Origin of the sequence: Paenibacillus sp. FSL L8-0436 (assembly GCF_038593025.1) — a bacterium.
Classification (GTDB): Bacteria; Bacillota; Bacilli; order Paenibacillales; family Paenibacillaceae; genus Paenibacillus_AQ.
This window is the reverse complement of record NZ_CP151955.1, coordinates 1,801,461-1,825,128: the sequence shown is the minus strand read 5'-3', so window position 1 is coordinate 1,825,128 and position 23,668 is coordinate 1,801,461. Positions and strand designations below refer to the sequence as shown.

21 protein-coding genes are annotated in these 23,668 nt (G+C 49.0%); 5 read left to right on the top strand and 16 right to left on the bottom strand.

Features of this window, described 5'->3' with window-relative positions:
• Positions 1–10: 10 nt before the first annotated feature.
• The 7 genes from NSS79_RS08405 to NSS79_RS08375 form a co-directional block, all read right to left on the bottom strand.
• Complete coding sequence (locus NSS79_RS08405) at positions 11–1,000, bottom strand: ABC transporter permease (RefSeq protein WP_342438997.1); 990 nt, start codon at positions 998–1,000, stop codon at positions 11–13.
• Complete coding sequence (locus NSS79_RS08400) at positions 997–2,613, bottom strand: ABC transporter substrate-binding protein (protein WP_341119772.1); 1,617 nt, start codon at positions 2,611–2,613, stop codon at positions 997–999. Before NSS79_RS08400 ends, NSS79_RS08405 begins: the two co-directional genes overlap by 4 nt.
• A gap of 198 nt (positions 2,614–2,811) precedes the next feature.
• On the bottom strand, positions 2,812–4,833 hold the full coding sequence (locus NSS79_RS08395) for a sucrose-specific PTS transporter subunit IIBC (protein WP_342438996.1): 2,022 nt from the start codon (positions 4,831–4,833) through the stop codon (positions 2,812–2,814).
• Between the two features lie 4 nt (positions 4,834–4,837).
• On the bottom strand, positions 4,838–6,331 hold the full coding sequence (locus NSS79_RS08390; RefSeq protein WP_342440328.1) for a sucrose-6-phosphate hydrolase: 1,494 nt from the start codon (positions 6,329–6,331) through the stop codon (positions 4,838–4,840).
• A gap of 121 nt (positions 6,332–6,452) precedes the next feature.
• On the bottom strand, positions 6,453–7,451 hold the full coding sequence (locus NSS79_RS08385) for a LacI family DNA-binding transcriptional regulator (protein ID WP_342438995.1): 999 nt from the start codon (positions 7,449–7,451) through the stop codon (positions 6,453–6,455).
• A 179-nt stretch (positions 7,452–7,630) separates the two neighbouring features.
• The gene (locus NSS79_RS08380) at positions 7,631–10,015 is read right to left on the bottom strand and encodes a phosphoketolase family protein (RefSeq protein ID WP_340893934.1); all 2,385 of its coding nucleotides are present in this window, start codon (positions 10,013–10,015) and stop codon (positions 7,631–7,633) included.
• Between the two features lie 264 nt (positions 10,016–10,279).
• Complete coding sequence (locus tag NSS79_RS08375; protein WP_038588026.1) at positions 10,280–11,002, bottom strand: GntR family transcriptional regulator; 723 nt, start codon at positions 11,000–11,002, stop codon at positions 10,280–10,282.
• A gap of 234 nt (positions 11,003–11,236) precedes the next feature.
• Here NSS79_RS08375 and NSS79_RS08370 point away from each other — a divergent pair, with 234 nt between their 5' ends.
• Positions 11,237–11,416 carry a hypothetical protein gene (locus NSS79_RS08370; RefSeq protein WP_038588023.1) on the top strand — a complete coding sequence of 60 codons (180 nt, stop codon included), beginning with the start codon at positions 11,237–11,239 and terminating at the stop codon, positions 11,414–11,416.
• Between the two features lie 154 nt (positions 11,417–11,570).
• Here the strand turns inward: NSS79_RS08370 and NSS79_RS08365 are convergent, their stop codons facing one another.
• Together NSS79_RS08365 and NSS79_RS08360 are read right to left on the bottom strand one after the other, a co-directional pair.
• Positions 11,571–12,635: a methyl-accepting chemotaxis protein gene (locus NSS79_RS08365; protein WP_342438994.1), complete on the bottom strand. Its 1,065-nt coding sequence runs from the start codon at positions 12,633–12,635 to the stop codon at positions 11,571–11,573.
• A gap of 12 nt (positions 12,636–12,647) precedes the next feature.
• On the bottom strand, positions 12,648–13,679 hold the full coding sequence (locus NSS79_RS08360; protein ID WP_342438993.1) for an FIST N-terminal domain-containing protein: 1,032 nt from the start codon (positions 13,677–13,679) through the stop codon (positions 12,648–12,650).
• A gap of 249 nt (positions 13,680–13,928) precedes the next feature.
• Here NSS79_RS08360 and NSS79_RS08355 point away from each other — a divergent pair, with 249 nt between their 5' ends.
• On the top strand, positions 13,929–14,222 hold the full coding sequence (locus NSS79_RS08355; protein WP_342438992.1) for a hypothetical protein: 294 nt from the start codon (positions 13,929–13,931) through the stop codon (positions 14,220–14,222).
• Positions 14,223–14,353: 131 nt separating this feature from the next.
• Here the strand turns inward: NSS79_RS08355 and tyrS are convergent, their stop codons facing one another.
• From tyrS to NSS79_RS08330, 5 genes are all read right to left on the bottom strand, one after another.
• The gene (gene tyrS, locus NSS79_RS08350; RefSeq protein ID WP_342440327.1) at positions 14,354–15,619 is read right to left on the bottom strand and encodes a tyrosine--tRNA ligase; all 1,266 of its coding nucleotides are present in this window, start codon (positions 15,617–15,619) and stop codon (positions 14,354–14,356) included.
• Between the two features lie 491 nt (positions 15,620–16,110).
• Entirely contained in the window at positions 16,111–16,785 is a 675-nt protein-coding gene (locus NSS79_RS08345; RefSeq protein ID WP_342438991.1) for an SdpI family protein, read from the bottom strand.
• 2 nt (positions 16,786–16,787) lie between these two features.
• Entirely contained in the window at positions 16,788–17,054 is a 267-nt protein-coding gene (locus tag NSS79_RS08340) for an autorepressor SdpR family transcription factor (protein ID WP_038588013.1), read from the bottom strand.
• A 157-nt stretch (positions 17,055–17,211) separates the two neighbouring features.
• Positions 17,212–17,724 (bottom strand): MarR family winged helix-turn-helix transcriptional regulator, encoded by a 513-nt coding sequence (locus NSS79_RS08335; RefSeq protein WP_342438990.1) that lies wholly within the window; start codon positions 17,722–17,724, stop codon positions 17,212–17,214.
• A gap of 36 nt (positions 17,725–17,760) precedes the next feature.
• A complete protein-coding gene (locus NSS79_RS08330) occupies positions 17,761–18,192 on the bottom strand; it encodes a MarR family transcriptional regulator (protein ID WP_038588007.1) in 432 nt (143 codons plus the stop codon).
• A gap of 174 nt (positions 18,193–18,366) precedes the next feature.
• Between NSS79_RS08330 and NSS79_RS08325 the strand changes: the two genes are divergently transcribed.
• Positions 18,367–18,822, top strand: a complete 456-nt coding sequence (locus tag NSS79_RS08325; protein WP_340893942.1) for a CBS domain-containing protein — start codon at positions 18,367–18,369, stop codon at positions 18,820–18,822.
• 74 nt (positions 18,823–18,896) lie between these two features.
• Here NSS79_RS08325 and NSS79_RS08320 read toward each other — a convergent pair whose 3' ends face one another.
• The gene (locus NSS79_RS08320) at positions 18,897–19,502 is read right to left on the bottom strand and encodes a TetR/AcrR family transcriptional regulator (RefSeq protein ID WP_342438989.1); all 606 of its coding nucleotides are present in this window, start codon (positions 19,500–19,502) and stop codon (positions 18,897–18,899) included.
• Positions 19,503–19,664: 162 nt separating this feature from the next.
• Here NSS79_RS08320 and NSS79_RS08315 point away from each other — a divergent pair, with 162 nt between their 5' ends.
• Both NSS79_RS08315 and NSS79_RS08310 read left to right on the top strand, forming a co-directional pair.
• On the top strand, positions 19,665–20,552 hold the full coding sequence (locus NSS79_RS08315) for an ABC transporter ATP-binding protein (RefSeq protein WP_342438988.1): 888 nt from the start codon (positions 19,665–19,667) through the stop codon (positions 20,550–20,552).
• Positions 20,549–21,361: an ABC transporter permease subunit gene (locus NSS79_RS08310; protein WP_342438987.1), complete on the top strand. Its 813-nt coding sequence runs from the start codon at positions 20,549–20,551 to the stop codon at positions 21,359–21,361. Before NSS79_RS08315 ends, NSS79_RS08310 begins: the two co-directional genes overlap by 4 nt.
• A 986-nt stretch (positions 21,362–22,347) precedes the next feature.
• On the opposite strand, the gene NSS79_RS08305 is transcribed toward NSS79_RS08310, so the two are convergent.
• Entirely contained in the window at positions 22,348–23,634 is a 1,287-nt protein-coding gene (locus NSS79_RS08305; protein WP_342438986.1) for a Gfo/Idh/MocA family oxidoreductase, read from the bottom strand.
• Positions 23,635–23,668: the final 34 nt, after the last annotated feature.

Genomic DNA, 23,668 nt, shown 5'->3' with positions numbered 1-23,668 from the left:
ATTATACGTTTCATTGTTTTCCTTTCGTTCTGGGATCGAGCCACCACGAAATGATTTCAATCAGGAGGCTGATGATCACAACAGATATCGCACAGTAAAGCGCTATTCCTTGAATGACCGGGAAATCCCGATTCGAAATTGAAGTGAACAGCAAGCTGCCAATTCCCTTGATGCCAAACACCTGTTCAACAACCAGGGTACCGCCGATCAGATAAGAAATATTAACGCCAAGCAGCATTAGCGTCGGAAGCGCAGAGTTGCGCAGCACATGCTTAAACAGGATAACCCCGCTTGGCAATCCCGCAGCCTTCAGTGTGACTACAAAATCGGATTCCAATATCTCAAGCATCTGTGCTCTTAACGAACGTACCAGCGTAGGAATCTGCGAAAAGGCGACGGTAATCGCCGGAAGTGTAAGACTGTACAAGGTTCCTAACCAACCTTCGCCTACACCCCCAACGGGAAACCAATGAAGCCGGACACTAAACAGCAGAATCAAAAGCATGCCAACCCAAAAGATTGGCATACCCAGAGTTATTGTAGGAAAAATACGGATCAAATGATCCGGCAGCTTATCCTTGTGTGTGGCTGCAACCGTAGCAAGCAGGAGGGCAATAATAACTGCCAAGATACAGGCCATCACAATGAGCAGCAAAGTAATGGGAGCCCGCTCGGCAATCAGCATTCTTGTAGAGGTTCCGGTAATAATAGAATTGCCGGTATCACCATGTGTGAACAGCGTCTTCACAAACCGGACGAATTGTTCCCATAAAGGGAGATCCAGCCCGAGAGTATGATGCATACTCTCGAGGGCCTCAGGTGTGCTGTATTCTCCCAGAATCATTTTCGCGGGATCTCCCGGCACGATTCTGATGATGAAAAAGACTGCGGTCACTACAAAGAGGATCACTGCCAAAGCTCTTAATAGAGCGGTCACAAGCCAGCTGTAAGATGTATTCCTTCCTGACGATTGGCTTAACAGCGTGCTACTCTTCATCATTTACCGATACGGACTTCTTCAAAGCGAACGCTGCCGTTAGGTAAAACTACGAGACCATCCACTGAAGATCCTACGCCTTTCAGGATATCCGGATAATATAAAGGAATGTACGGAACTTCATCAGCAAGAGTTTGCAGCAGCTTGGTGTAGGTTGCCTCACGTTCCTTACCATCCGGCGTTTTTTGGCCTTCATATAGAAGCTTGGTCACTTCATCATTCGTGTAATGGGTCCAGTACGATTTACTGAAGCCTTCCGGGTCGGTCTGAAAAGCGATAATCGAGTTCGCTTCGGGAGAATCGGCTTGACCGCTGTTGAGCATTGCCGCAAAATCATAAGCGAAGAAACGCTCACGGAAAGTGGCCAGTTCAATGGATTCAATCTCAATGTTAATCCCGATCGATTTACCTGCTGCCTGGATAATTTGCGCCTCTTGTGCTCTTGTGCTGTTGCCGGAGGCTACAAGCAATTTTGTATTGAATCCATTAGGGAAGGCAGATTTGGCAAGCTCCGCCTTGGCCGCATCGAGATCGAAGTTCAGTGCCTTGATTGTCTCATTCGCATTATATGGAATGGTTGTCGGCAGCAATGAATTTGCAGTCTGTGCATATCCAAAGGTAAGCGCCTTAGTCAAGCCTTCACGATCCAGTGCCAGAGCGAGCGCACGACGGACATGCACATCAGAGAAATTCTTGTCCAGTGTATTGAAGAACAATTGCTCTGTCACCCAGCTGCCATTGGTTACTACTGTAGTGTCAGGGCCTTTTTTTATTTCATCGGCATTTTGCAATGCCAAAGATTCAATAGCATTCACTTCTCCGGCCTTCAGCTGGTTAATGGCCTGACTGTCATCTTCAATCAGCTTGTAAACAAGCTTATCAATATAAGGTTTTCCTTCTTGCCAATAGTTCGGGTTCTTGGTGAACGTCAGATCGCCAGCAGCATCCCACTGTTCAACAACGAAAGGTCCTGTACCTACCGGTTTCTTGAAAAACTCTTCTTCGGATACCCCGCCGAAATTGTTCGGAATTATTCCGTTGGAGAAGTTGGACAGCTCAGAGATGAACGGTGTGTAAGGCTCTTTAAGCGTAATAACAAACGTTTGTTTATCCTTCGCTACAGTGGTATCGACCTTTGCCGCTATCGCCAGCGGTCCGCCAACCTTCAAATGCCGCTGTAAGGAGAATACTGCATCCTCTGCAGTAACTTCAGTACCGTTCGAAAACTTCAAGCCGTCACGCAATACAAACGTATACGTCAAGCCGTCTTCACTGATGCTATGGGACTTGGCGAGCCAGTCCACAATTTCACCCTTGCTGTCAAAAGCAACCAAAGATTCAAATACTTTATCAATGGCAAAGGCGTTATTCGATGTAATCTGATTATGCAAATCAAGTGAGGTTACGGAAGCAGGCCGTCCATAGACGAAGGTTCCTCCCGCCGCAGGCTCCTCCGGAGTTGCGCTCTGGTTTGCCCCTTGATTCGTGTTCTGCTGGGCGTTCTTATTTGACTCAGAATTATTCTTGGAATCAGAGCATCCTGCAACCACCACTAATAATAGAAGTGCTACGGTTCCTATCCAAAATGACTTTCTAAATGCTTTAAGCTGTGACATGTCTGACTCTCCCCTCTTATAAATCATATATGTTTAGTATGGATTGTATTATGGCGTAAACCGCCTACTCTGTCAAACAAAATATAATGGTTACGGAAGGTCAACCCCGATTAAAACAAAACGGGACGAAGCCGGAAATCCGCTGCTTCGTCCCGTTTACTATATTGCGATAACGTGCCTAAGTCAAACATTCCGGGATCATAAAATTTCCTGGAGCGCAACTTTCACTTGCATGGCCTTGTCAATGCCGGCGGTTACTGTTCCTGGCGAAGCGGGGTTCACCTCAAGCACATTGTCAATCCCCCCCGGAACGATAACCGGAGTGACCGTAGACAGCCCGGCAGCCCGGATCACGTCAAGATCGAATTCAATCAGCAATTGCCCGGCCTTCACCTGCTCACCGGTCTCCACATGAAGCACGAAGCCTTCTCCCTTCAGGGAGACTGTATCAATACCTACATGAATAAGCACCTGCGCTCCACTGGCATGCTCCAGAATGACGGCATGTTTGCTTTTCTTGATCACATGGGCCACGGTACCGCCGAACGGCGCGTAGACCTTGCCTTCGCTGGGTTCAATGGCGATGCCATCTCCCAATTGTTTGCCGGCAAACCCGGGGTCCGGCACCTGATCCAGAGCCACCAGTGTTCCTGTAAGGGGAGCCAGGAATGTAAGGGTTCCCGGCTCATCTGCCGGCTCAACCAGATTCGGAGCGAAGACCGGGGAGGCCGCGCGTACACTCACGTCCGCGGTATTCTCCGTACGCATCTCTTCAGACTGAGGAGGCGCTGATACTGTTCCACCGGAGCCTGCCGTCTGCTCTGCCGGTCCTGCGGGCACCTCATCACGATAGCCGAACAGCCAGGTAAGCACGAAGGCTACAGCCATCGCAACCAGATTGACCAAAATGTACAGCGGAAGTTGGCCGTTCAGATACAGCAGGGTTCCGGGAATCACCGTTATGGCCATGCCGTTGCCGGCCAGTTGGAACAGCGAAGCCAGGAAACCGCCGGCCGCACCGCCGATGAGCCCCATTACAAAAGGTTTCATATACCGGAGGTTGACCCCGAATATCGCCGGTTCGGTAATACCGAGCAGAGCGGACAGTGAGGACGGCAATGCCAGCGCCTTCAGCTTGGTATTCTTCGTCTTCAGTCCCACAGCGAGACAAGCGGCGCCCTGAGCAGCCATTGCGCAGGTAATAATCGCATTGAACGGGTTGACGCCCGTACGCTCCACCAGCTGAATCTCCAGAAAATTAAAGATGTGATGCACGCCGGTCACAACCACAATCTGGTGCAGCGCCCCGATCAATAGCCCTGCGATGCCCAAGGGCAAATCAAGCACATAAGTGGTTGCATTCAGTACACCCGTCTCCAAGGAATGGAACAGAGGACCGATGGCGAACAAGCCAAGTGTGATCATGAGCAGCAGAGTCAGGAATGGCGTCAAAATCAAATCAAGCGCTTCTGGAATGCGCTTACGTAATGCCTTTTCCAGCTTCGCCCCGATCAGTCCCATAATAAATGCCGGCAGTACCGACCCCTGATAACCTACAATCGGGATGAATCCGAACATAATCAGCGGTTCCGCCGTCCCTCCGGCAACTGCATAGGCATTGGGCAAAGCCGGATTGACAAGCATCAGCCCAAGCACAATCCCAAGAATGGGACTGCCGCCGAATACCCGGAAGGCCGACCAGGCCACAAGTGCAGGCAGGAAAGCAAAAGCGGTGTCCGTGAGCACTTGGGTGAACAGCAGAAAATTAGCTGAGATATCCTCAGGCACGAGCCCGAACAAAGAAAGAATCTGCGGCTGGGTCAGCAAACCGCGCAGTCCCATAAACAACCCGGTGGCTACCAGAACCGGAATGATGGGAACGAATACGTCCCCAAAAGTGCGAATTGACCGCTGGAACACATTCCCCGCCTTTTTGCCCTGATCTTTCAGATCTTCCTTGGAGGTGCTCTGAAGGCCCAGCTTCTCTACTTCTTCAAAAATACGGTTGACGGTGCCCGTGCCGAAAATAATCTGATACTGTCCGGAGTTAAAAAATGCCCCTTTGACTTTGTCGATGCCCTCGACCTGCTCTTGGTCAATGCTATCCTTGTCCCGCACCATAATACGTAGTCGGGTAGCGCAGTGCGCGAAGGAGATGATGTTGTCTTCTCCTCCTATAGCCTGCACAACCTGCTTGGCGATCATTTGATTTTCATTCATAACGCTATTCCTCCCCGTTGTATTCAATCTCCCATTGGACAACCCGGAACTCCGCGCTGCCGCCTTCGGCATAAAGGCGGATGCCTGTGCTTACCTGTTCAGGAAAAATTCTCGCCGAAAATACCGTTTCTCCGTCATTCACAAACACTTCAGCCGATGATGTATCCACAAACATTTGCAGGGTTAGCATGTGATCCCGAAGACCGGTCGTGCAGCTCCGCTCCGTCCCGAACTCCAGGGCCAGGGCTTGACCTGACTCAGAACGGTCCAGTACCACTTTCCCCGCTGCAGTATCGTAATAGATGACCGTTCTCTCATTGGGGCCGACACGGAACTCAATGCCGAAGCGTTCTGCTCCATCCTCCCGGATCTGGGCCAGCAGCTCATAGACGGTACCCCCAAGCTCCTTCATCTCAGCTGCCCCGCTGTGTACTACCGTGTGGGCCTCTGTCATCCGCCCCCGGCGTTTGACCAGTTCTCTGGCCGGACGCTGGATCAGACGGCCGTTCTCCAAGGTCAGCTCGCGGGGCAAAGTCAGACAATGCGCCCAGCCATGCTGATCCGTAGGATAATCAATCTCCGGCAGCCCCATCCATCCGACCAGCAAACGTCTGCCGTCGGGTGCCTGGGTTGTCTGAGGCGCATAAAAATCAAAGCCATAATCAAGCTCCCGAAATTCACCATGGCGGAAATCCCTGTCCGGCAAACGTAACGGATCGCCAGTGAGATATCCTGACTGATAGATATTCGGGAATTTGCCGCCCTCCGGCGCAAGACCTTGCGGGGAAAACAGCAGCACCCCTGCTCCGTCCAGTTCAAAGTAATCGGGGCATTCCCACATATATCCAAACTTCATCAGCCGGGTGCCAAGCTCCCCTTCAAAACGCCAATTGTGCAAATCCGGCGAGCTGTACAGCACCACGCAGCCTGTATGATCAGTGCGCTGCGCACCGATGACACAGTAGTAGCCCTCCGCTGCCTTCCACACTTTCGGATCACGATAATGATCTGTATAGCCAGGCGGCACATCGAATATCACCGGACGCTCGAGCTTTATAACCGTTCCGTCCTGTTCCATTACAGCTAGGCACTGATAGGGCAGTCTGATCCAGTCCTCGGTGCGGGTATTCCCCGTATACATCAGGAACAGCTTGCCATCCTTCTCAATCGCACTTCCCGAGAACACCCCGTGTGAATCGTATTGCCCGCCCGGAGCAATGCCGATGCCAAGGTTCTTCCAGTGCACCAGATCAGAAGAAGAAGTATGATACCAATATTTCATGCCATGCTGCGTCCCCAAAGGAAACCACTGGTAAAACAAGTGGTATTCGCCTCCGTAGTAGGAGAAGCCGTTAGGGTCATTCAGTAATCCCGCTTCCGGCTGAATATGAAATTGTTGTCTCCATGGGCTGCGTGCGACCAGCCGCTCAAGCGCTTCCCGTTCACCCGGCTCTGCTTCTTCAATAAGACGGTACAGCTGTTTTCTATCCATTTTTATCATCAGACTCTCCACTATCTATTTGGTCTAGTTCTCATCAACGGAACCGGTTCCAAGTATCTTAAAAAGAAAACCTCTTTCCAACATCGCTGTGAAAAAAGGCCCGGAACCGGTTCCAATATTATTGTATGCTGAGTCTAGTCAAATTGTCAACGCTTTCTCGCTGAATAATTTCGCAGCCGGAGACGGAGACTTTGGCGACCTCTTCTCCATTCACCAAGGCTATGATGTTCTCCGCAGCCAATTGCCCGGCTTCTCTGTAATAAAATCTCATAGTCGTCAACGCCGGATGAACAATTTCAGTGACCTCGTAATCGCCGAATCCCGTCACCGACACTCCGGAAGGAATCAGTATATGTCTGATCGAGGCTGCTTTCATCACACCGAGCGCAATATTGTCGGTCGCGCACACGATGACTGTAGGCACCCTGTCCTCAAACAGCAAATCGGCCGCCGTCACAGCCTCGTTCATTCTGAATCCGGAGGTATAAAACCTTGCATCGCAATTCCCGTATTCGCGAAGAGCCCTTTGGAAGCCTTGCTTCCGCCTTACACCTACCGCGATGTCCTGCTCTGTAACTCCAAGATAAGCGATGTGGCGATGTCCTTGTTCAAGAATATGCTTGCCCATCAGATAACCAGCCATTACATCATCATGAATCACGCTATGCAGGTCTGCATGCTGCTGCCCGATCAGTATAACCGGAATTTTGCAGTCCCGGACCGCCTTCAGGTGCCGCTCCGTTACTTGCGCCGCCAGCAGCAGCAGACCGGAAACTTTTTGCCTCGCCATCTCATAAATGAATTCAATTTCCCGCTCCAAGTCCTGATTGGTGTTGGCAATGAGCAGCTGATACTGGCGTCCCCGCAACTCATCGTCTATGCCCATCAAGGTCTGTGAGACTGCATAGGAGTCGAGGCGCGGAACGATTGTGCCGATAATGCTGGTCCGCTTTGCCTTCAGGCTTTGGGCGAATGTGTTGGGCACATACTGGTTCTGTTTGATGATGCGTTCGATTTTCTCTCTCGTCGCATCGCTGACAGAACCACCGTTCAAATATCTTGAGACCGTACTTTTAGCCACACCCGCCGCCCGGGCGATATCAATGATAGTTTTCATTCTCAGGGCTCCTAGCTGAATTTTTCTTTCATATCCCTCTATTTTACCACATGGATACCAGTCAGCTTAATAGAACAAATCCCAGCCTAAGTCCCATTCAAAAAAAGTGCCTGCCCCTAATGTACACTGGGACAGACACCTTCAACTTCATCATACATTTACAAACGGATTTCTCAAACTTATTTCAAACTCTTCCAGACCCAATTCTCCACTTCCGGCAGGTCAATGCCCTCTTCACGGATATACTCATAATGCTTCTTAACCATAGCATCCATCTCATCCGCGATGGCAGTGTGTTTGTCAGCTGCAGGCAAGCTCAGAACAGCTTCCTTCGTCAGATCGAAACGGTCCATCTGATTCAGTACACGCATATCGAACGGAGTCGTGATGTCGCCGTTCTCACGGTAGCCATGCACATGCAGGTTATGATTGTGGCGGTCGAAGAACAAGTCTTTAATCAGGCCTTCATAACCATGGAAAGCGAAGATGACCGGTTTATCCTTTGTGAAAAATTGATCAAACTCATCATCAGATAAACCACGCGGATCAAGTTTCTGGCTTCTCAGCTTAAGCAGATCTACCACGTTGATATAACGGATTTTCAGCTCAGGCAATTTCTCATGCAGGATAGAGATGGCAGCCAAAGCTTCAATCGTAGGTTCGGTACCTGCAGAAGCGAATACAACATCAGGCTCGCCGCCTTTGTCCGTGCTGGCCCAGTCAATGATCTTGAGTCCTTTATCAACCAGTTCCTGCGCCTCTTGAGCCGAGAACCACTGTGGACGCGGATGTTTGGAAGACACAATCAGGTTAATCTTTTGACGGTCGTTCAGGATGGTGTCAAATACAGCCAGCAGGGAGTTGGCATCAGCCGGCAAATATTCCCGGATGAACTCCGGTTTTTTGTCTGCCAGATGACCCAGCAAACCCGGATCCTGGTGCGTATAACCGTTATGGTCCTGCTGGAACACGGTTGAAGTTGCGACAACATTGAGTGAAGGGATATCAGCGCGCCAGCCTTGATCGGTTGCTTTACGCAGCCATTTGAAGTGCTGGGTAATCATCGAATCCACAACGCGCAGGAAAGCTTCATAACTTGCAAAGAAGCCATGACGTCCGGTTAATACATAACCTTCCAGCAGTCCTTCCGCCTGATGTTCCGATAATTGGGAATCAATTACACGGCCATACGAAGCGAGAAATTCGTCATTAGGTTCATTAATTTGATCCAGCCATTGGCGTTTGGTCACTTCAAACACAGGTCCCAGACGGTTGGACATCGTTTCATCCGGTCCGAAAATCCGGAAATTGCGGTTATCTTCATTGAGCAGGACAACCTCTTTCAGATATTTTCCGAGAACGGCCATATCCTGGGCTACTACTTTACCTGGAACGGAGTTATCAAGCACATAGTCGCGGAAATCCGGCAGACGCAAATCTTTGATAAGGTTGCCAGCGTTAGTAACAGGATTCATACCCATACGTCTGTCGCCTGTAGGCAGGATTTCGGCAAGCTCTGCGTTCAAGCGGCCGTTCTCATCAAATAATTCTTCCGGTCTGTAGCTGTTCATCCATTCAAGCAAAGCTGGAGCATGTTTCATATTTTTCTGGTCAACCGGAATTGGAACCTGGTGGGCACGGAACGAACCGGTATTCGGCACACCGTCCCATGCTGCCGGTCCAGTCCAGCCTTTAGGGGAACGGAAGACGAGCATCGGCCATACCGGGCGGGTAAGGTCGTTATTTTCACGCGCATTTTTTTGAATGGCTGCAATTCTTTCGACGATGGTATCGAGTACCTTCGCCATTTCCGGATGCATATGTTCAGGGTCTTCGCCTTCTACAAAGAACGGCTCCCAGCCCATGCCTGTAAAGTAAGCGGTGATTTCTTCTTTCGATTGACGGGACAGAATCGTCGGGTTGCTGATTTTAAATCCGTTCAAGTGCAGAATCGGCAAAACAGCGCCATCTGTAACAGGGTTGATGAAGCGGTTGGAGAACCATGATGCGGCCAGTGGTCCGGTTTCAGCCTCACCATCTCCAACGACAACAGCCGAAATCAAATCCGGGTTATCTAGAATAGCGCCGGCGCCGTGGGATAAAGAATAACCCAGCTCGCCGCCTTCATGGATGGATCCAGGAGTTTCAGGTGCAGCATGGGAAGCAACGCCGCCCGGGAACGAGAATTGTTTGAACAGTTTTTTGAGACCCGGGATATCCTGCGTAATTTCCGGATAAATCTCAGTATAACTTCCGTCCAGATAGGAATTCGAAACCATGACCTGACCGCCATGACCCGGACCTTCAACATAGAACATGTTCAAATCATATTTAGTAATTACACGATTCAAATGGGCATAAATAAAGTTTTGGCCCGGAATAGTACCCCAGTGTCCGATAGGTTTAATCTTAACGTCAGCATCTTTCAAAGGTTCTCTTAACAACGGATTGTCTTTCAAATACAGCTGACCTACCGAAATGTAGTTGGTTGCACGCCAATAAGCGTCAAGCTTTTCCAGATACGTTTTAGACGAATAATCGACTTTCATGGTTGATAATCCCATTTTATCCACTCCTATATATATATTGTTGCTTATTGCCATTCTTTTTCCCTACAAATACATCATACCTCTGCCCAAAATAAATACAACCTTTTTGACAAGTGATACGGTCCAATTTTGTGAAAATTTGAACATAGTATGAAAAACTCAGGAAAAACGCTGTCAAAACACAGTTATATTGAAATTTATGTAAATACGTTACATCCATAAAAAAGTAAAGTATACAAAAAAATAAGACCGGGAAAATCCCCGGTCTTATTCTGCTCCTTAATGAACAGATACAAACGTATTAAATTTCAAATATTGATAATGAAACCGCATATGGGAAAATTCAAAGGGAGTACCATTGTCCAAAAAGAAAATCCCCTCCATAATGCCAACCGGTTCATTTTCTTTCAAGTGCAGCAGCTCCTGATCCGTGGACAAGGACGGCTCGGCAAAAATAGATAAAAATGATTTGGTTACGGCCAGGTTGCGCGAGTCTTCCAGATAATTAAAAATGGAGCCCTCAATAATCGTCTGGTTTAAATCCTGAACGATTTTTATCGGGATATACCCCGTCTCTATCATAAAGGGATCATCATCGAACAGGCGCAAGCGGACGATTTTGTATACAAAATCATGGGGCCCCAGGAACAAATCCCGCTGCAATTCTTTTGTTGGCGGAATAACCTCGAAATTCAACACTTTGACTTTAGGTTTCTTGCCATGCATCTGGAAATTGTCGGTGACACCCAGATTGGAACCTTCGTAATTGAAGATGGATTCGTTTTTTATGTATAAGGGGTTAATAAACGTGCCTGAACCTCGTTTTTTAAAAATGATTCCGACACTTTCCATTTTGGTTAATGCGCGCTTGATGGAGCTGCGGCTAACCTGATACGTTTCGCTAAGACTGCGTTCATCGGGTAATCGCATATCCGCAAACTGTCCAGCAAAGATTTTCATTTTAAGGTCATCAATTATTTGCTTGTAGACAAATTGTGTCATGGAGTACTCCCTCTCAGGTCTTCTGTACCAATTGATATGTATTCAAACAACCTCTTCTGTCTAACGAAAGGGTTTGGATTAAAAATCAATATTAACTATATCATAATAATGAGATGGTTTATACTTTTCTCCACCCGATTTCTGCTAATTGAGGAAGGTTTATTTCAAAGAAAAACCTGATGATCTGCCGAAATATAAGAATGTGGCTATTTTTCCGGAGAGGGGGAGTTTATTATGCATATTGAAATCGTCAAAAGTCTGATCAGCCAAGTAACTGAAGAAGTCTTCTCAGAGAACAAGGATGCTATTGAGAAGGACGGAATTCAGAAAGAAAGCGTTGAATTAGCCGTTCAGTTATCCGCCTTAACAACAATAAAGATCCTTGAAAAACTTGAACTCATCGATAAAAACTAAACGTCTGTCTATCTATATTACATACACACTGACATAGACAAGAACGCAAGCAACCCGCAGCAAGGGAATCATCCTTACTGCGGGTTTTTTATTGCTCTTTTTTAAACGGTGGACCTTTTTACTTACCATTAAAACCGCTCTTTACAAACCGGCCTTATTCACGCCGGGCGGCTGTTTCTCCCTCTTTACCAAGCTGCCTTAGCTCCGCCATCTGATGCAAGTGATTCAGCATCTGCTGAAAATGATCAGCTTTTTTCTGAATCGTAAGGACAAGCATCTCAAACTGTTCGGAATCCTGCCCTGATTTCTCTATGACATGCAGCAGATCGGCATTGATGCGTTCCACATCTTTAAGGCTGCTGTCCTGGGAAACCTGTATTTTCTCCAGATGCTGGAATACTTCTTCCTCCGCTTCGACGATCTCGTTCATATAAACGGTCGATTGGCCGATCCGCTCGTTCGTCTCTGCCATGGCCCGTGTTCCATCACTGGACTTGTCGTGTAGCTGTTCTATCACGCCTGTCATCCCTGACAGCGAGCCCATAATTTCTTCCACGTGGCTGCGGGTCCGGTCGGCAAGATTGCGGATTTCTGAAGAAACGACCGCGAACCCCCGCCCATGCTCACCAGCCCTTGCCGCCTCGATGGCTGCGTTCAGGGACAGCAGATTGGTCTGCTCGGCGATTTCCGTAATAATGCCCGCCAGTTGCCCAATACTCTGAAAATGCTGGCTTAGCTCTTGATTTAAAGAAACAAACTGGGTGAATATCGCCGAGGCTTTTTGCATTTCAGCAGATATCTGTACGTTGGCTTCCTTCGCATATTCAATTTTGTTTGAGGAAAACGCAAGACTGCCATACATTTCATTGATAAGCCTTTCTGTTTGCTCGCTGTTGGCCTTCAAATGCTCCAGCAGCCGCTGCGTTCCGCCGATCTGGCTGATCATCTCGCCGCTTCCCGCGCGCAGAGCTGCGAAATCCTCTACCATCCGTCCCTCTTCCTGGAGGATGAACCCGGTTTCGCGGCTGATCTGCTCCGCCAAGGAATAGGCATGAATGCCATAGGATAATGGCTTGGAGACGGGATTCGAATCATTCCAGGTGCTTGATTGGCCGGGCATACTGTCCTTTTTTGTCTGGATGACGCTGCCATGAGTTTCTATATCCGCGTCACGGCTGCTTTTCCCCCATGAAGCGCGCAGCTTGTTGATCCATTGCATAATGAGTCCCCCTTATCCGACCAGCAGTAATACCATTGTCTGGTTGGCATGCTTTTTGTAATATTGCTCCCCGTAGCTGATGAAGCCGGCGGTATTCCCGCAGAACCCGATCATCTTGTCGTCAAATCCTCCCCACAAGCCATCCCGGAGGAACAGCCGGTCGCGCAGCGTACAATTGATGTTGAGTACAAAAGCAGGCTTAAACGGAATCTCACGCAGTGTCTGCTCCAGCACTACAAGCGGGTCAGCCGCGCTAAGCACCTCCAGATAAGTGCTCGGCATCAATTGGCTGTAGAAGGTAATAGACTTGTCCGGATTGATGACCATCGGAGATGCGATAATCAGATCGTCTTCGTATCTTTTGCCCAGCGGGTTGCTCAGGAAATGCCCGGCTAACAGGTCTTCCTCCACATCCAGCACACGCGCATATTCCTCTGCCGCCGGGCGGCCGTTAAACGAATATACCGTTCGTCCAAACACATCCGCTTCTGTTACCAGCAGTTTCGTTCCGGTCGGAACGTATATGTTCTCTTTGATCAATGCGGTACGGACGGTCAAGTTGAAAAAGATTCCCAGGTTGCGCACCCGGCGGCTTCCGATATAAAGATAGGTCTCTCCGCTCTCATCATCCGCTGCGCTTCCGCCAAGCACCTTGAACTCTTGATCGATAAAATAAAGCGAGGAGAGAATCGTCTCTTCCATTGCAGCCCTTCCGTCGCACAACAGCAGCAGAAACGCATTCACGTTGTCTTCCATTTTATGGTACGAGGCCTTGAGGTTATCGCCGCTGAGCACGGGCGGGTGCAGAATTTCCACAATATCGGCGATATCCGCATCGTATTCAAACCCCGAAACCACGCCGTTCCGGTAACCCTTCGGGGTATATTCACCTTTGGTCGAACATAACACGGCATTTGCAGGCGCATGCGGGGAAAGTTCCCTGACAGCAGCAGCGGAGGCGAACAGCACGAGACCACGGCTGCTTGGCTTTTCCCCCAGGTAACGTTTAACTTCGTCTAATGTGTCAAAAGATAAAGCTTTCATTATGTATAACAACCTTCTTTCGCGGGAAGCTTCCCTTGTAAACTGTTATTGAAAAATTTAGCTTTTATTTTCAATTCTCTAATGGTAAAACAAGAATAGGGATTGTTGTCTGTGAGCAATGTCGCAGGCAGCTTGAAGAGATCACCATTCCATGGCTGAAAAGGCATACGCCTATAGGTCAGTTGAGGTCATCCCCGAAAGCTTGTATGATGAACATACAGTTACCCGAAAGGACAGGAAAGAAGGTGCATGATGACTTATTCACAGCGTTCAACCCACAGCGCAGCCTCATCTGACTTCACGTATCTGGAGTACCAGATTGGCATCGCCGGGGAAGAATTGAAACAAGCTGAACATGCCGGAAAAGCTTGTGAGGCAGATTTGAACCGGTTAAGAACCTCTCCGGCATATGACCCGGTGACTGATGCCTCCGGGGAGGAGAAACTGCTGGAGCAGGCAGCCAGACAACATGCCTTAGCCGAAGCTATCCGCACAAGTCTCGCCGGACTTGAGGATGAGCTTGCAAAGCTTGAGGATGAATAATATCTGATCAACCAAGCGGAAACGGATAATTTATAGCGTGAAGCATATAAATATTTATATTTACAAAAAGCCGCCGAACCTCTCAGGGTTCGGCGGCTTTTGTGTTGAGCATCGCGTAGTGCGGTATTAGGTCAATTTTGGGTCAATTTTACCAGACTGTAATTTTTCTTGCCCTTGCGGATGATGATGAATCGTCCGCCGATAGCATGATCAGCCGTAATCTCCACTTCAAGCTCACTCACACGCTCACCGTTAATGGAGATTGCCCCTTTGGTGATATCCTCACGCGCCTGGCGTTTGGACGGCTCAACCCCTAAGTCCACCAGCCATTCCACGATATTTTTCGATTCAGCGGCTGCGGTATAGGTCGGCATTTCCTTGAAGCCTTCCTCGATTTCGTCTGCGGTCAGAGAGCGGATATCCCCGCTGAACAGAGCAGCGGTGATACGTTTTGCCTGCTCCAGCAGCTCTTCGCCATGAACAAACCGGGTCATCTCTTCGGCCAGTGCTTTCTGAGCTTCCCGTTTATGCGGTTCAGTTTGTACTTTTTCGGCAAGTGCCTCGATTTCCGTCTTACTCAGGAACGTGAAGTATTTGAGGTATTTCACCACATCGCGGTCATCGGTGTTAGCCCAGAACTGGTAGAACTCATACGGCGTCGTTTTTTTAGGATCAAGCCACACGGCGCCCCCGGCGGTTTTACCGAATTTGGTGCCGTCCGATTTGAGCATCAGCGGGATGGTAAGGCCGAACACCTTGGCTTCGCTGCCTTCTTTTTTACGGATAAGATCCAGTCCACTCGTAATATTGCCCCATTGGTCAGAGCCGCCGATCTGCAGCTGCACATCCTCATGCTGGTACAGATGCAGGTAATCGATCGACTGCAGAATCTGGTAGGAAAATTCGGTGAACGAAATCCCGCTGTCGAGCCGGCTGGAAACAACATCTTTGGCCAGCATCGTGTTGATGCTGAAGTTTTTGCCGTAGTCCCGCAGGAATTCGATCACGTTAATGTTCTTCGTCCACTCGTAGTTGTTGACCATACGCACCTGGTTGTCACCGTCGGTAACAAACAATCTTTTCATTTGAGCAGTCAGCGCTGCAACATTCTCCTGCACCTGCTCCATCGTCTGCAGCGAACGCTCACTCTGGCGGCCGCTTGGATCGCCGATTGTGCCGGTTGCCCCGCCGATCAGAATTACCGGACGGTGTCCGGCGAGCTGGAAACGCTTCAGCATCATAAAGGGAATCAAATGGCCGATATGCATGCTGTCGCCTGTAGGGTCTACGCCGCAATAGAGCGAAATCGCCTTCGTATTCGTTAGTTCCCGCAGTCCTTCCGCATCCGTCTGCTGATTAATCGCATCGCGCCATTCCAGTTCATCAATAATGTTCAACATGATACAGCCCCTTTTGTGTAATTATTCGTGTTCTTTGGATTTACGTTGAAGCAAGCACAGCGGCTGGGTTTCGGAGGATTTGGCCAACAAAAAAATCGCCCCCTTGTCTATGAAGACACAGGGACGACTATAATTAACCGTGTTACCACCCAAATTGCACGAACACTTAACAGCTGTGTCCGTACCACTTTCAGCGAGTTATCGTTCGCTTCCTTCCGCTTGGCATTACCCAAGATACTCCGGAGTGTAATTCGCAGTCCATGTGTGTGCCGGGTTCCATCACCCCCCGGCTTTCTGTGACAGGGACAAAGGCTGCTACTGTCTCGTTCAACGTATACCAACTATAAGATTACAGAAAGTATAGCCAATTCCAAATTTGTTGTCAATGCAGCGGCTGTGTGTAAACCCAATCTGCGTCTCACTTTTGTTTCATCTATAAGACATGTTGCAGGCTATGCCCAATATTCTACCATTCCTCACAGTTACCCCTACTCTGGTTTCAGCTTTGCTTTCACATAAACGATTGGCACTATATTCACCACGGCGAAAATTGCAATTGCCGAGTATAGCGCCCACCAGCCCGGCAGCAGGCAGCCCAACACCATTGCCGCACCCCCGGCGACATACCATTTTCCAGCGAAGCGCTGAGTCCTGAACCATGCCTGTTCATCTCTCATTGTCTCTTTGGTCCGCAGACCCGCCAGGGAATTCCGTCTCAGCTTGGGCATCCGGTTGCCGGTTAGCAGCATAATCAGTCCGAGCATCCCGGCAGCAATCCGCACAAAATCCATTCTTGAAAAATCAAAACTTCCCGCTTGCACAAATAATGCCTGAACCGATATTCCCGCAAACAGCACGGTGCAGCATAGGGTCGTAATATCCAATGTTTTGGTGATGGATCTTGCGTTATCTTCGCCTCTACGTGCGGCGCTTCGAATGATGAAAAAGAATATCAGCTTAAAGAATATGAACCCCATCAGGCCTAAAGCAGCCAGAAAGGGTACCTCCGAGCTGGATTTGGGCACAAAGCGGTCGGCATTCCCTTTGATGTCGAAATGCATCGGCACCATGTCCGGCATTTGCGGGTACAGATAGAGATATAAACCCATCGGAATTAAGGCAACAAGCAGGGCAATGATGCTGGTCATCTTGAATTTGAGCATCTTCATTCCTCCTCTTTAAACGCTAGAATCCACTTCATTACATCGTCAAATACACTGGTGTTCAGTTCATAATAAATATACTTTCCGTCCCGCTCGGTGCGGACCAGATCGGCCTCCCGGAGTACGGACAGATGATGCGACACGGTCGCCTGTGTCATCTCAAAGCGTTCGCCGATGCTTCCTGCAGTCATCCTTCCGCCCTTCAGCATTTCGAGCATCTCTCTGCGGTATTCATCCGACAGAGCTTTGAACGTATCCTTAATTCCCATGCGCACCTCCCGTTAACAATTAGATCAAAATCATTTCGAAATATTTCTATATGTAGGATATTCCATTTTCACTAAAATTACAATAGGGGGGCTCCCAATTATTCATGAATGTAGAACAAGCCTTGGAAGATACTCCAAGGCCCATTTTTTTCTTTTTCTAAACTATTATTTCCTCAATCATGCCCTGACTGGACACCAGCTGCTCTCTCACCTCATCCACCACATTCCGCAGGCGTTCACAAGTGTCAATCAACTGGTTGACCTCTTCCCGGCCCACCTTCTCAATAATCTCGTTCATGACGCTGGAATACCGCTCCATGTTCTTGTTGAATTCCGTCTGCCCCTGTTCCGTAAGGCTGATATAGATCACTCTGCGGTCTGTTACAGACATAGCGCGTTCAATATACCCCTTCTCTTCCAGAGAGCTGACAACCTGCGAGGCGGTGGGTCTGCTGATTTGCAGCAGCTCGCTTAATTTGGAGATCATGACTCCCGGACACTCCGGCGCCTCCGGTTCTCTACTTTCTTTCTTCATCATGACATTGATGGCGAACATCATAAGAAATTCCCCGTGGGGAATCGAATCATTCCATTTGGTGCGGGTGGTCAAGCGTTTGATGTTCTCGAATACCATTAGCAGCTTTTCTTCTTGACTATCCTGGGGATTCATAAGACACCTCCGGTTATAGTAGGTTATACCCTTACCTTACATTTCTCGAAAAATAGCGTCGTTCAGCTTCTGCAGCAGCTGCCCGAAATTCTCCCGTTCCTCTTCGGTCCAGTCCTCCAGCATTTTGCCGACCTTATCCTGGCGGATATCCATGTTCTGTTTCAGCATGTTAAGTCCAAGTTCAGAAATCTGCAGCGTATAAGCCCTTCCGTCCTGCGGGTCCGGTTCACGGAACAGATAACCCTTCTGCTCCAGCGTTGACGCCTGTCTGCTGATCGTAGAGATATCCAGCCGGAATTCCTCAGACAGCGCCTTAACACCGGCCGAGCCGTGCGAGGCGATTTGACGCAGCAGCAGATACGCGGAGAAGTCCAGCATTCCGAGTTTTTTATATGTGCTCATTGAAGTCAAACGGCGGCTGAGAATTGACATTTCCAGTTCTATGGTTTCTATCGGACGTTTCTCCATGGCAGGTTGTGACCTCTCTCTCAGCTGAAGCATATTAAAGTGATACGAGTAATTTTCATAGGAATACACGGATGATTATTGACATCATCATGGCAACTTGTATAATACAAGTATATAGTTTCATTATACAAGTTATTCTTATAAATGCTAGTGAATTGTTACTGGGGGAACTTTATGAAAGCTCATGAATTTATGATCACGCAGGTCTACAAGGTCAAAGAATATGATACCGTACAGACCTTTATTGAGAAATGCATCCAGCACCGGATCAGCGGCATGCCAGTCATCAACGACAGAAACGAAATCGTCGCTTATTTAAGCGATGGAGACATTATGCGCTATATCGGCAAACATGATGATGTCATCGTTGATTCCTTTTTCCAATTGAATGTGATTAAAGGCGATGAGGATGAGTACGAAGAACGGACCCGGAAGCTGCTGAATCTAAATGTGATGGCAATTGCCAAAAAGAAAGTCATCACGGTATCCTGGGACGAAGACATCGAACGGATCGCCGCCATTCTGGGTAAAAAACAGATCAAAAAGGTTCCGGTTGAACGCGGACGTGTGCTCGTAGGCATTATCAGCCGCGGCGACGTCATCCGCCATTCCTTCAAATCCCTGCTCTAGCCGCACATCGCTTCGAAAAGATAGACATCTTCCGGCCGTCCTCCCCAGTTGTGGTCAGGTGACAGGACAGCCGGTTATATCTTGGGAAGCTCCTGCCCGCAAAGCCCATAAAAGAAAAGATGCAGCAGCTCATCCAGAAAAGCAGCTTTATTCTCGTGTTTTTCCATCACCCCAAGCATTTCCTCGGAACTCTTCATGTAGATTTGAATAAGCATCAGAAACGCCTCTACAGAGACCTTATCCGAAATTTCACCGCTCGCTTTTCCGTCCTCCAGCATTTTGACCATCAGTGGAATTATCTTGGTATCATACTGCTCCTGAATGTACGCATACATCTCCGGGTCATCAAACATAACCTCCTTGATCAGCGCCGGGGACAGGTTGTAATACGTTTCTTTCTCCTTAAAAATCGTGTAGCTGATCAGTTCCCTCAGCGACTGTTGCTTCAGCATTTCTTCCTCGAATTCACGGATGGCCCGCTGAATAAAATCCTTGAAAGACTCCTTAAGCAGCTCTTCCTTGCTGCCAAAATAATTATAAATTGTGACCTGCGAGACTTCCGCCTCCTTGGCAATATCAGCAATCCGCAGCCGCTTCGGCTCCCATGTCCTCAGCATGACCATGGTTGTCTTCATAATATTCCCCTTGATCATTGCCTTTCTCTTCTCGAAGCCGTTCATGTCCTTCACCCTAACTTGACGATTTAGTGTACAGTCCGAAAAATAATGAAATATATCATTAATATGAGTTCATATTTATATTGACTTAGGTAATTCCCGGGACTATTATAACATATGAACTATACAGTCACTAATATTTCATTATTACGGCGGGGGTGCAGCATGCTGAAGGTAGAGGGCTTAACCAAACGGTTTTCAAACGGCAGAGGGATTGAAGAAGTATCGTTCACGGTAGCGAGAGGCGAGGTGTTCGGTTTCCTGGGGCCTAACGGAGCAGGGAAATCGACAACGATCCGGCATATTATGGGATTCATGAAGCCGGACCGGGGTTCTGTCACGATTAACGGGCTGGATGTCTGGAAGGGACAGGGAACGGTGCAGAGGCACACCGGGTATTTGCCCGGTGAGATCAACTTTATTGACGGCATGACCGGCAAAGGTTTTCTTGATTTCATGGCATCGATGCAGGGTGTGAAAAACTCCGCCAAACGTGAACAGCTGATCGAGCGGCTGCAATTTGATGCCGCTACCCCAATCCGCAAGATGTCAAAGGGTATGAAGCAGAAGGTTGGAATTGTTGCCGCCTTCATGCACAGCCCCGACGTTATTATTCTCGATGAACCGACCTCAGGCCTGGACCCGCTGATGCAGAAGGTATTTATTGAACTCGTGCTGGAGGAAAAAGCAGCGGGAGCCACCTTCCTGATGTCTTCCCACAGCTTCCAGGAGATCGAACGCACCTGTGACCGGGCAGCAATTATCAAGGACGGGAAGATCATCGCCGTCAAAAATATTCATGAGCTGCAGTCGATGCAGCGCAAGCTGTTCGACATCATTTTTGAAACGGCCGAAGAAGCGGAGCGTTTCGCCCCCTCCGGCCTGCAGGTGCTTACCCGTGAAGGAAACCTGGTGCGGATTGCCGTACAGGGCAATTACAATGAATTCACCCGGGAGGTCGCCAATTTCCGGATTCGAAGTCTGGATGTATCGACGCAGAACCTGGAAGATATTTTCATGAATTATTATGATCGTGAGGCGGATGTCCAATGAATCTTCCACTCTATAAAGAAATGATGCGTGTCAATTTGAAGGGCATTATGAATTACGCCTTTGGTTCCGCCTTCTATATCGTGTTTATGATCTGGCTGTATCCGGGACTTGCGGACAATACGAAAGCCATTGATGATCTTGTAAAAGCCATGCCCGAGGGGGTCAGCAACGCCTTTGGACTAAGCAACGGCTTCGCCAATGCCGAAGCCTTCATTTCGGGAGAATATTACGGGCTCATTCTGGTGCTGATCCTGTCCATCGTTTGTGTACAGATGTCTACCCAGCTGGTAGCAAGGTTAGTGGACCGCGGCTCCATGGCCTATCTGCTGGCCACGCCGACTACACGCCGCAAGGTTGCCTTTACGCAGGCACTCGTGCTGGTCACCTCACTGTTCATTATTATAGCTGTAACCACACTGGCCGGATTCGCCGGCAAGCTCTGGTTTCTTGGTACGGAATATGAATTCGGCATGGGCCGGTTTACCCAGCTTAACACCGTTGCGTTCCTGCTGTTTTTTGCCATTGGCGGCCTTGTCTTTCTGGTCTCCTGTGTATGTAATGACGAGAAGAAAGCGTTTGGGATTTCCGGAGGCATCACCTTCGGTTTCTTCACAATCGACATTCTCGCGAAAATCACAGATAAGCTGGATGCGCTGCGCTACTTCACGTTGTTCAGCTTCTACCGCCCCGGCGATATCGTGCAAGGCACGGCGGATGTCGCCTGGATATCCTTCTGGCTGCTGCTGACCGGGCTGCTGGCCTTCGCCGCAGGCATCCAGATTTTCCGGCAGCGCGACCTGCCGTTGTAAGCCGGGGGAATCAAAGATACCTTTGCGAGAGCGCTGCAATTTTTCACATTGCAGCAGCTCTATACAATTAGAAGAACCGACTTTTCCGTCCTTAGCAAAGGACGGCAAAAAGGGCATCCCCGCGGCAGATTATCCTGCCGGCAAGGATGCCCTTTGCTGCTATGCGGATTACCGCAGAATCCGATTGCTTGCGGAAAACTTCCAAATGTCTTCACGCCTTCCTGTAGATTCGTTGCCAGAGTTGTTTCTGTATGCTTTGATTATGTCACCCGGGGCCCTAATTCGACAATGACCGGCCGTTAGAATAGTGACTTTACCGCCTGTCCACAATAGGTTGACCGCCCCTCGCAGAAAGGCGTACAAAAAACCAGCAGGAAACCGCGTTTCACGCGTTCCTGCTGGCTGTTCTGTTGTTATTGGCGGTTATAGGATCATCTGTGGTGCACCTGCGAAAGTCTGGCGGTAAAGCAACATTTCAGTAGCGGGAATTACACCCGGTAGATCACTCTAATTCGATGCTAATATACCATTAAAAGGAAATTGTCCCTCTAATTTATGGCGAATTAGCTTTTATTCTTCTAACGCCAGATTTAGCGGGCGCATTTCCCTATAATGTCTCCCGTTATGTGATGGGCGTAAAATCAGCGGGCGTATTTCCCGTTATGGCTCTTAATACCTATTATATGCGCCAGGATCCAGCCGCCAGGCGTCAGAGGCCAGAAGTCAGAAGTCAGGAGCCAAAAGCCAATTCAGTGCGATCCCGCAAGCCTCATCAGATTACCAAAGTAGTCGTATTAGAAATCATTAGAGGATTAAGTTGAACCTGGTAGCAACACAGCTGAATCAGTTGATCCACCTTCACCGGGGAACCTACAGCTTGATCAATTGATCTATCTTCACCGGGGGAACCTACAGCTTGATCAATTGATCTATCTTCACCGGGGAACCTACAGCTTGATCAATTGATCTATCTTCACCGGGGGAACCTACAGCTTGATCAATTGATCTATCTTCACCGGCAGCCCGGTGGCCATGGAGCGGTTGGCAGCGATTCCTGTCATGATCGACCAGGCACCATCCATATGGGAGGCTGCACGCCGAAACCGGTCCTCGGCAGGCCGTTCAAAAATATCCCGCAGCATCACCGGGTCGCCTCCCCCGTGACCGCCGATGCCTTCCTCAATCTCCACTTCATACGGTGCGGCAAATTGCGGATAGACAGTAATCTGCTTATCTTTTACCGCCCCCTCCAGTTCCTTGCCGCCTCCGGCATTGACATAGGATTGTTCTACAACCTTGACCTCCAGCCGCCCCTTGGTGCCGTTGAACACTACATTGAAGCCTTCCCACGGCAGATAAGCATTAAGCGAATAGTTCATAATCGTCTTATTCTTGTATTTGACCATTACACCCATTGTATCCTCAATGCTGATGTTATCGCCGAACACGCTCTGGTCACGCAAATATCCATCTTCCTGCTCGGTATCCAAATACATCTGTTTCAGCTGCTCGTTATCTTTGAGATGGAGGGCAAACGGATCATTCTGCGCTGCTGCGCTGCCATGCACCCGCTGATAAAATTCGGTTACTCCCCGGTTCTCGGCATTTTCCCGGCCATAAAAGCGCAAATCGCCCATTGCAAAGACTGTATCCGGCTTAGAGTCCAGCCAAAAGTTCATGAGATCGAAATGGTGGGTAGACTTGTGAACCAGCAGGCCGCCGCTGTTGCGCTTATCTCGGTGCCATCTGCGGAAATAGTCCGCACCATGCTGTGTATTCAGCAGCCACTCGAAGTTGACGGACAGCACTTCTCCAATAGTCCCTTCCATCAAGAGCTCGCGGATTTTGGTATTATGCGGTGCATAACGGTAGTTGAAGGTCACCCGCAGCTTCTGCCCGGTGCGCTCGATCGCCTCAAGAATCTCCTGGCATTTCTCTACGTCCGTCGTCATCGGCTTCTCGGAGATCACATCACAGCCAAGCTCCATCGCCCGGATGATATAGCGGTGATGTGTGCGGTCAATGCTGGTTACAATCACGGCATCGGGCTGCGTTTCCGCAATCATCCGGTCAAATTCATGCGCCTTGTAGACAGGAACCTCATGGTATCCGTATTTCTCCACCAGCAGGGTGTTGGCATACGCCATTCTTGCTCCATTCACATCACAAAAGCCTACAATTTCAGAGGTTTCACAATAATTCGTGGTGATCTCACCATAAAAAAACTCCGCCCGGCCGCCGGTTCCTACGAAAGCATATTTCTTTTTGGACATAAGGATCACTCCATCACTTATTGATTTAAAAGCG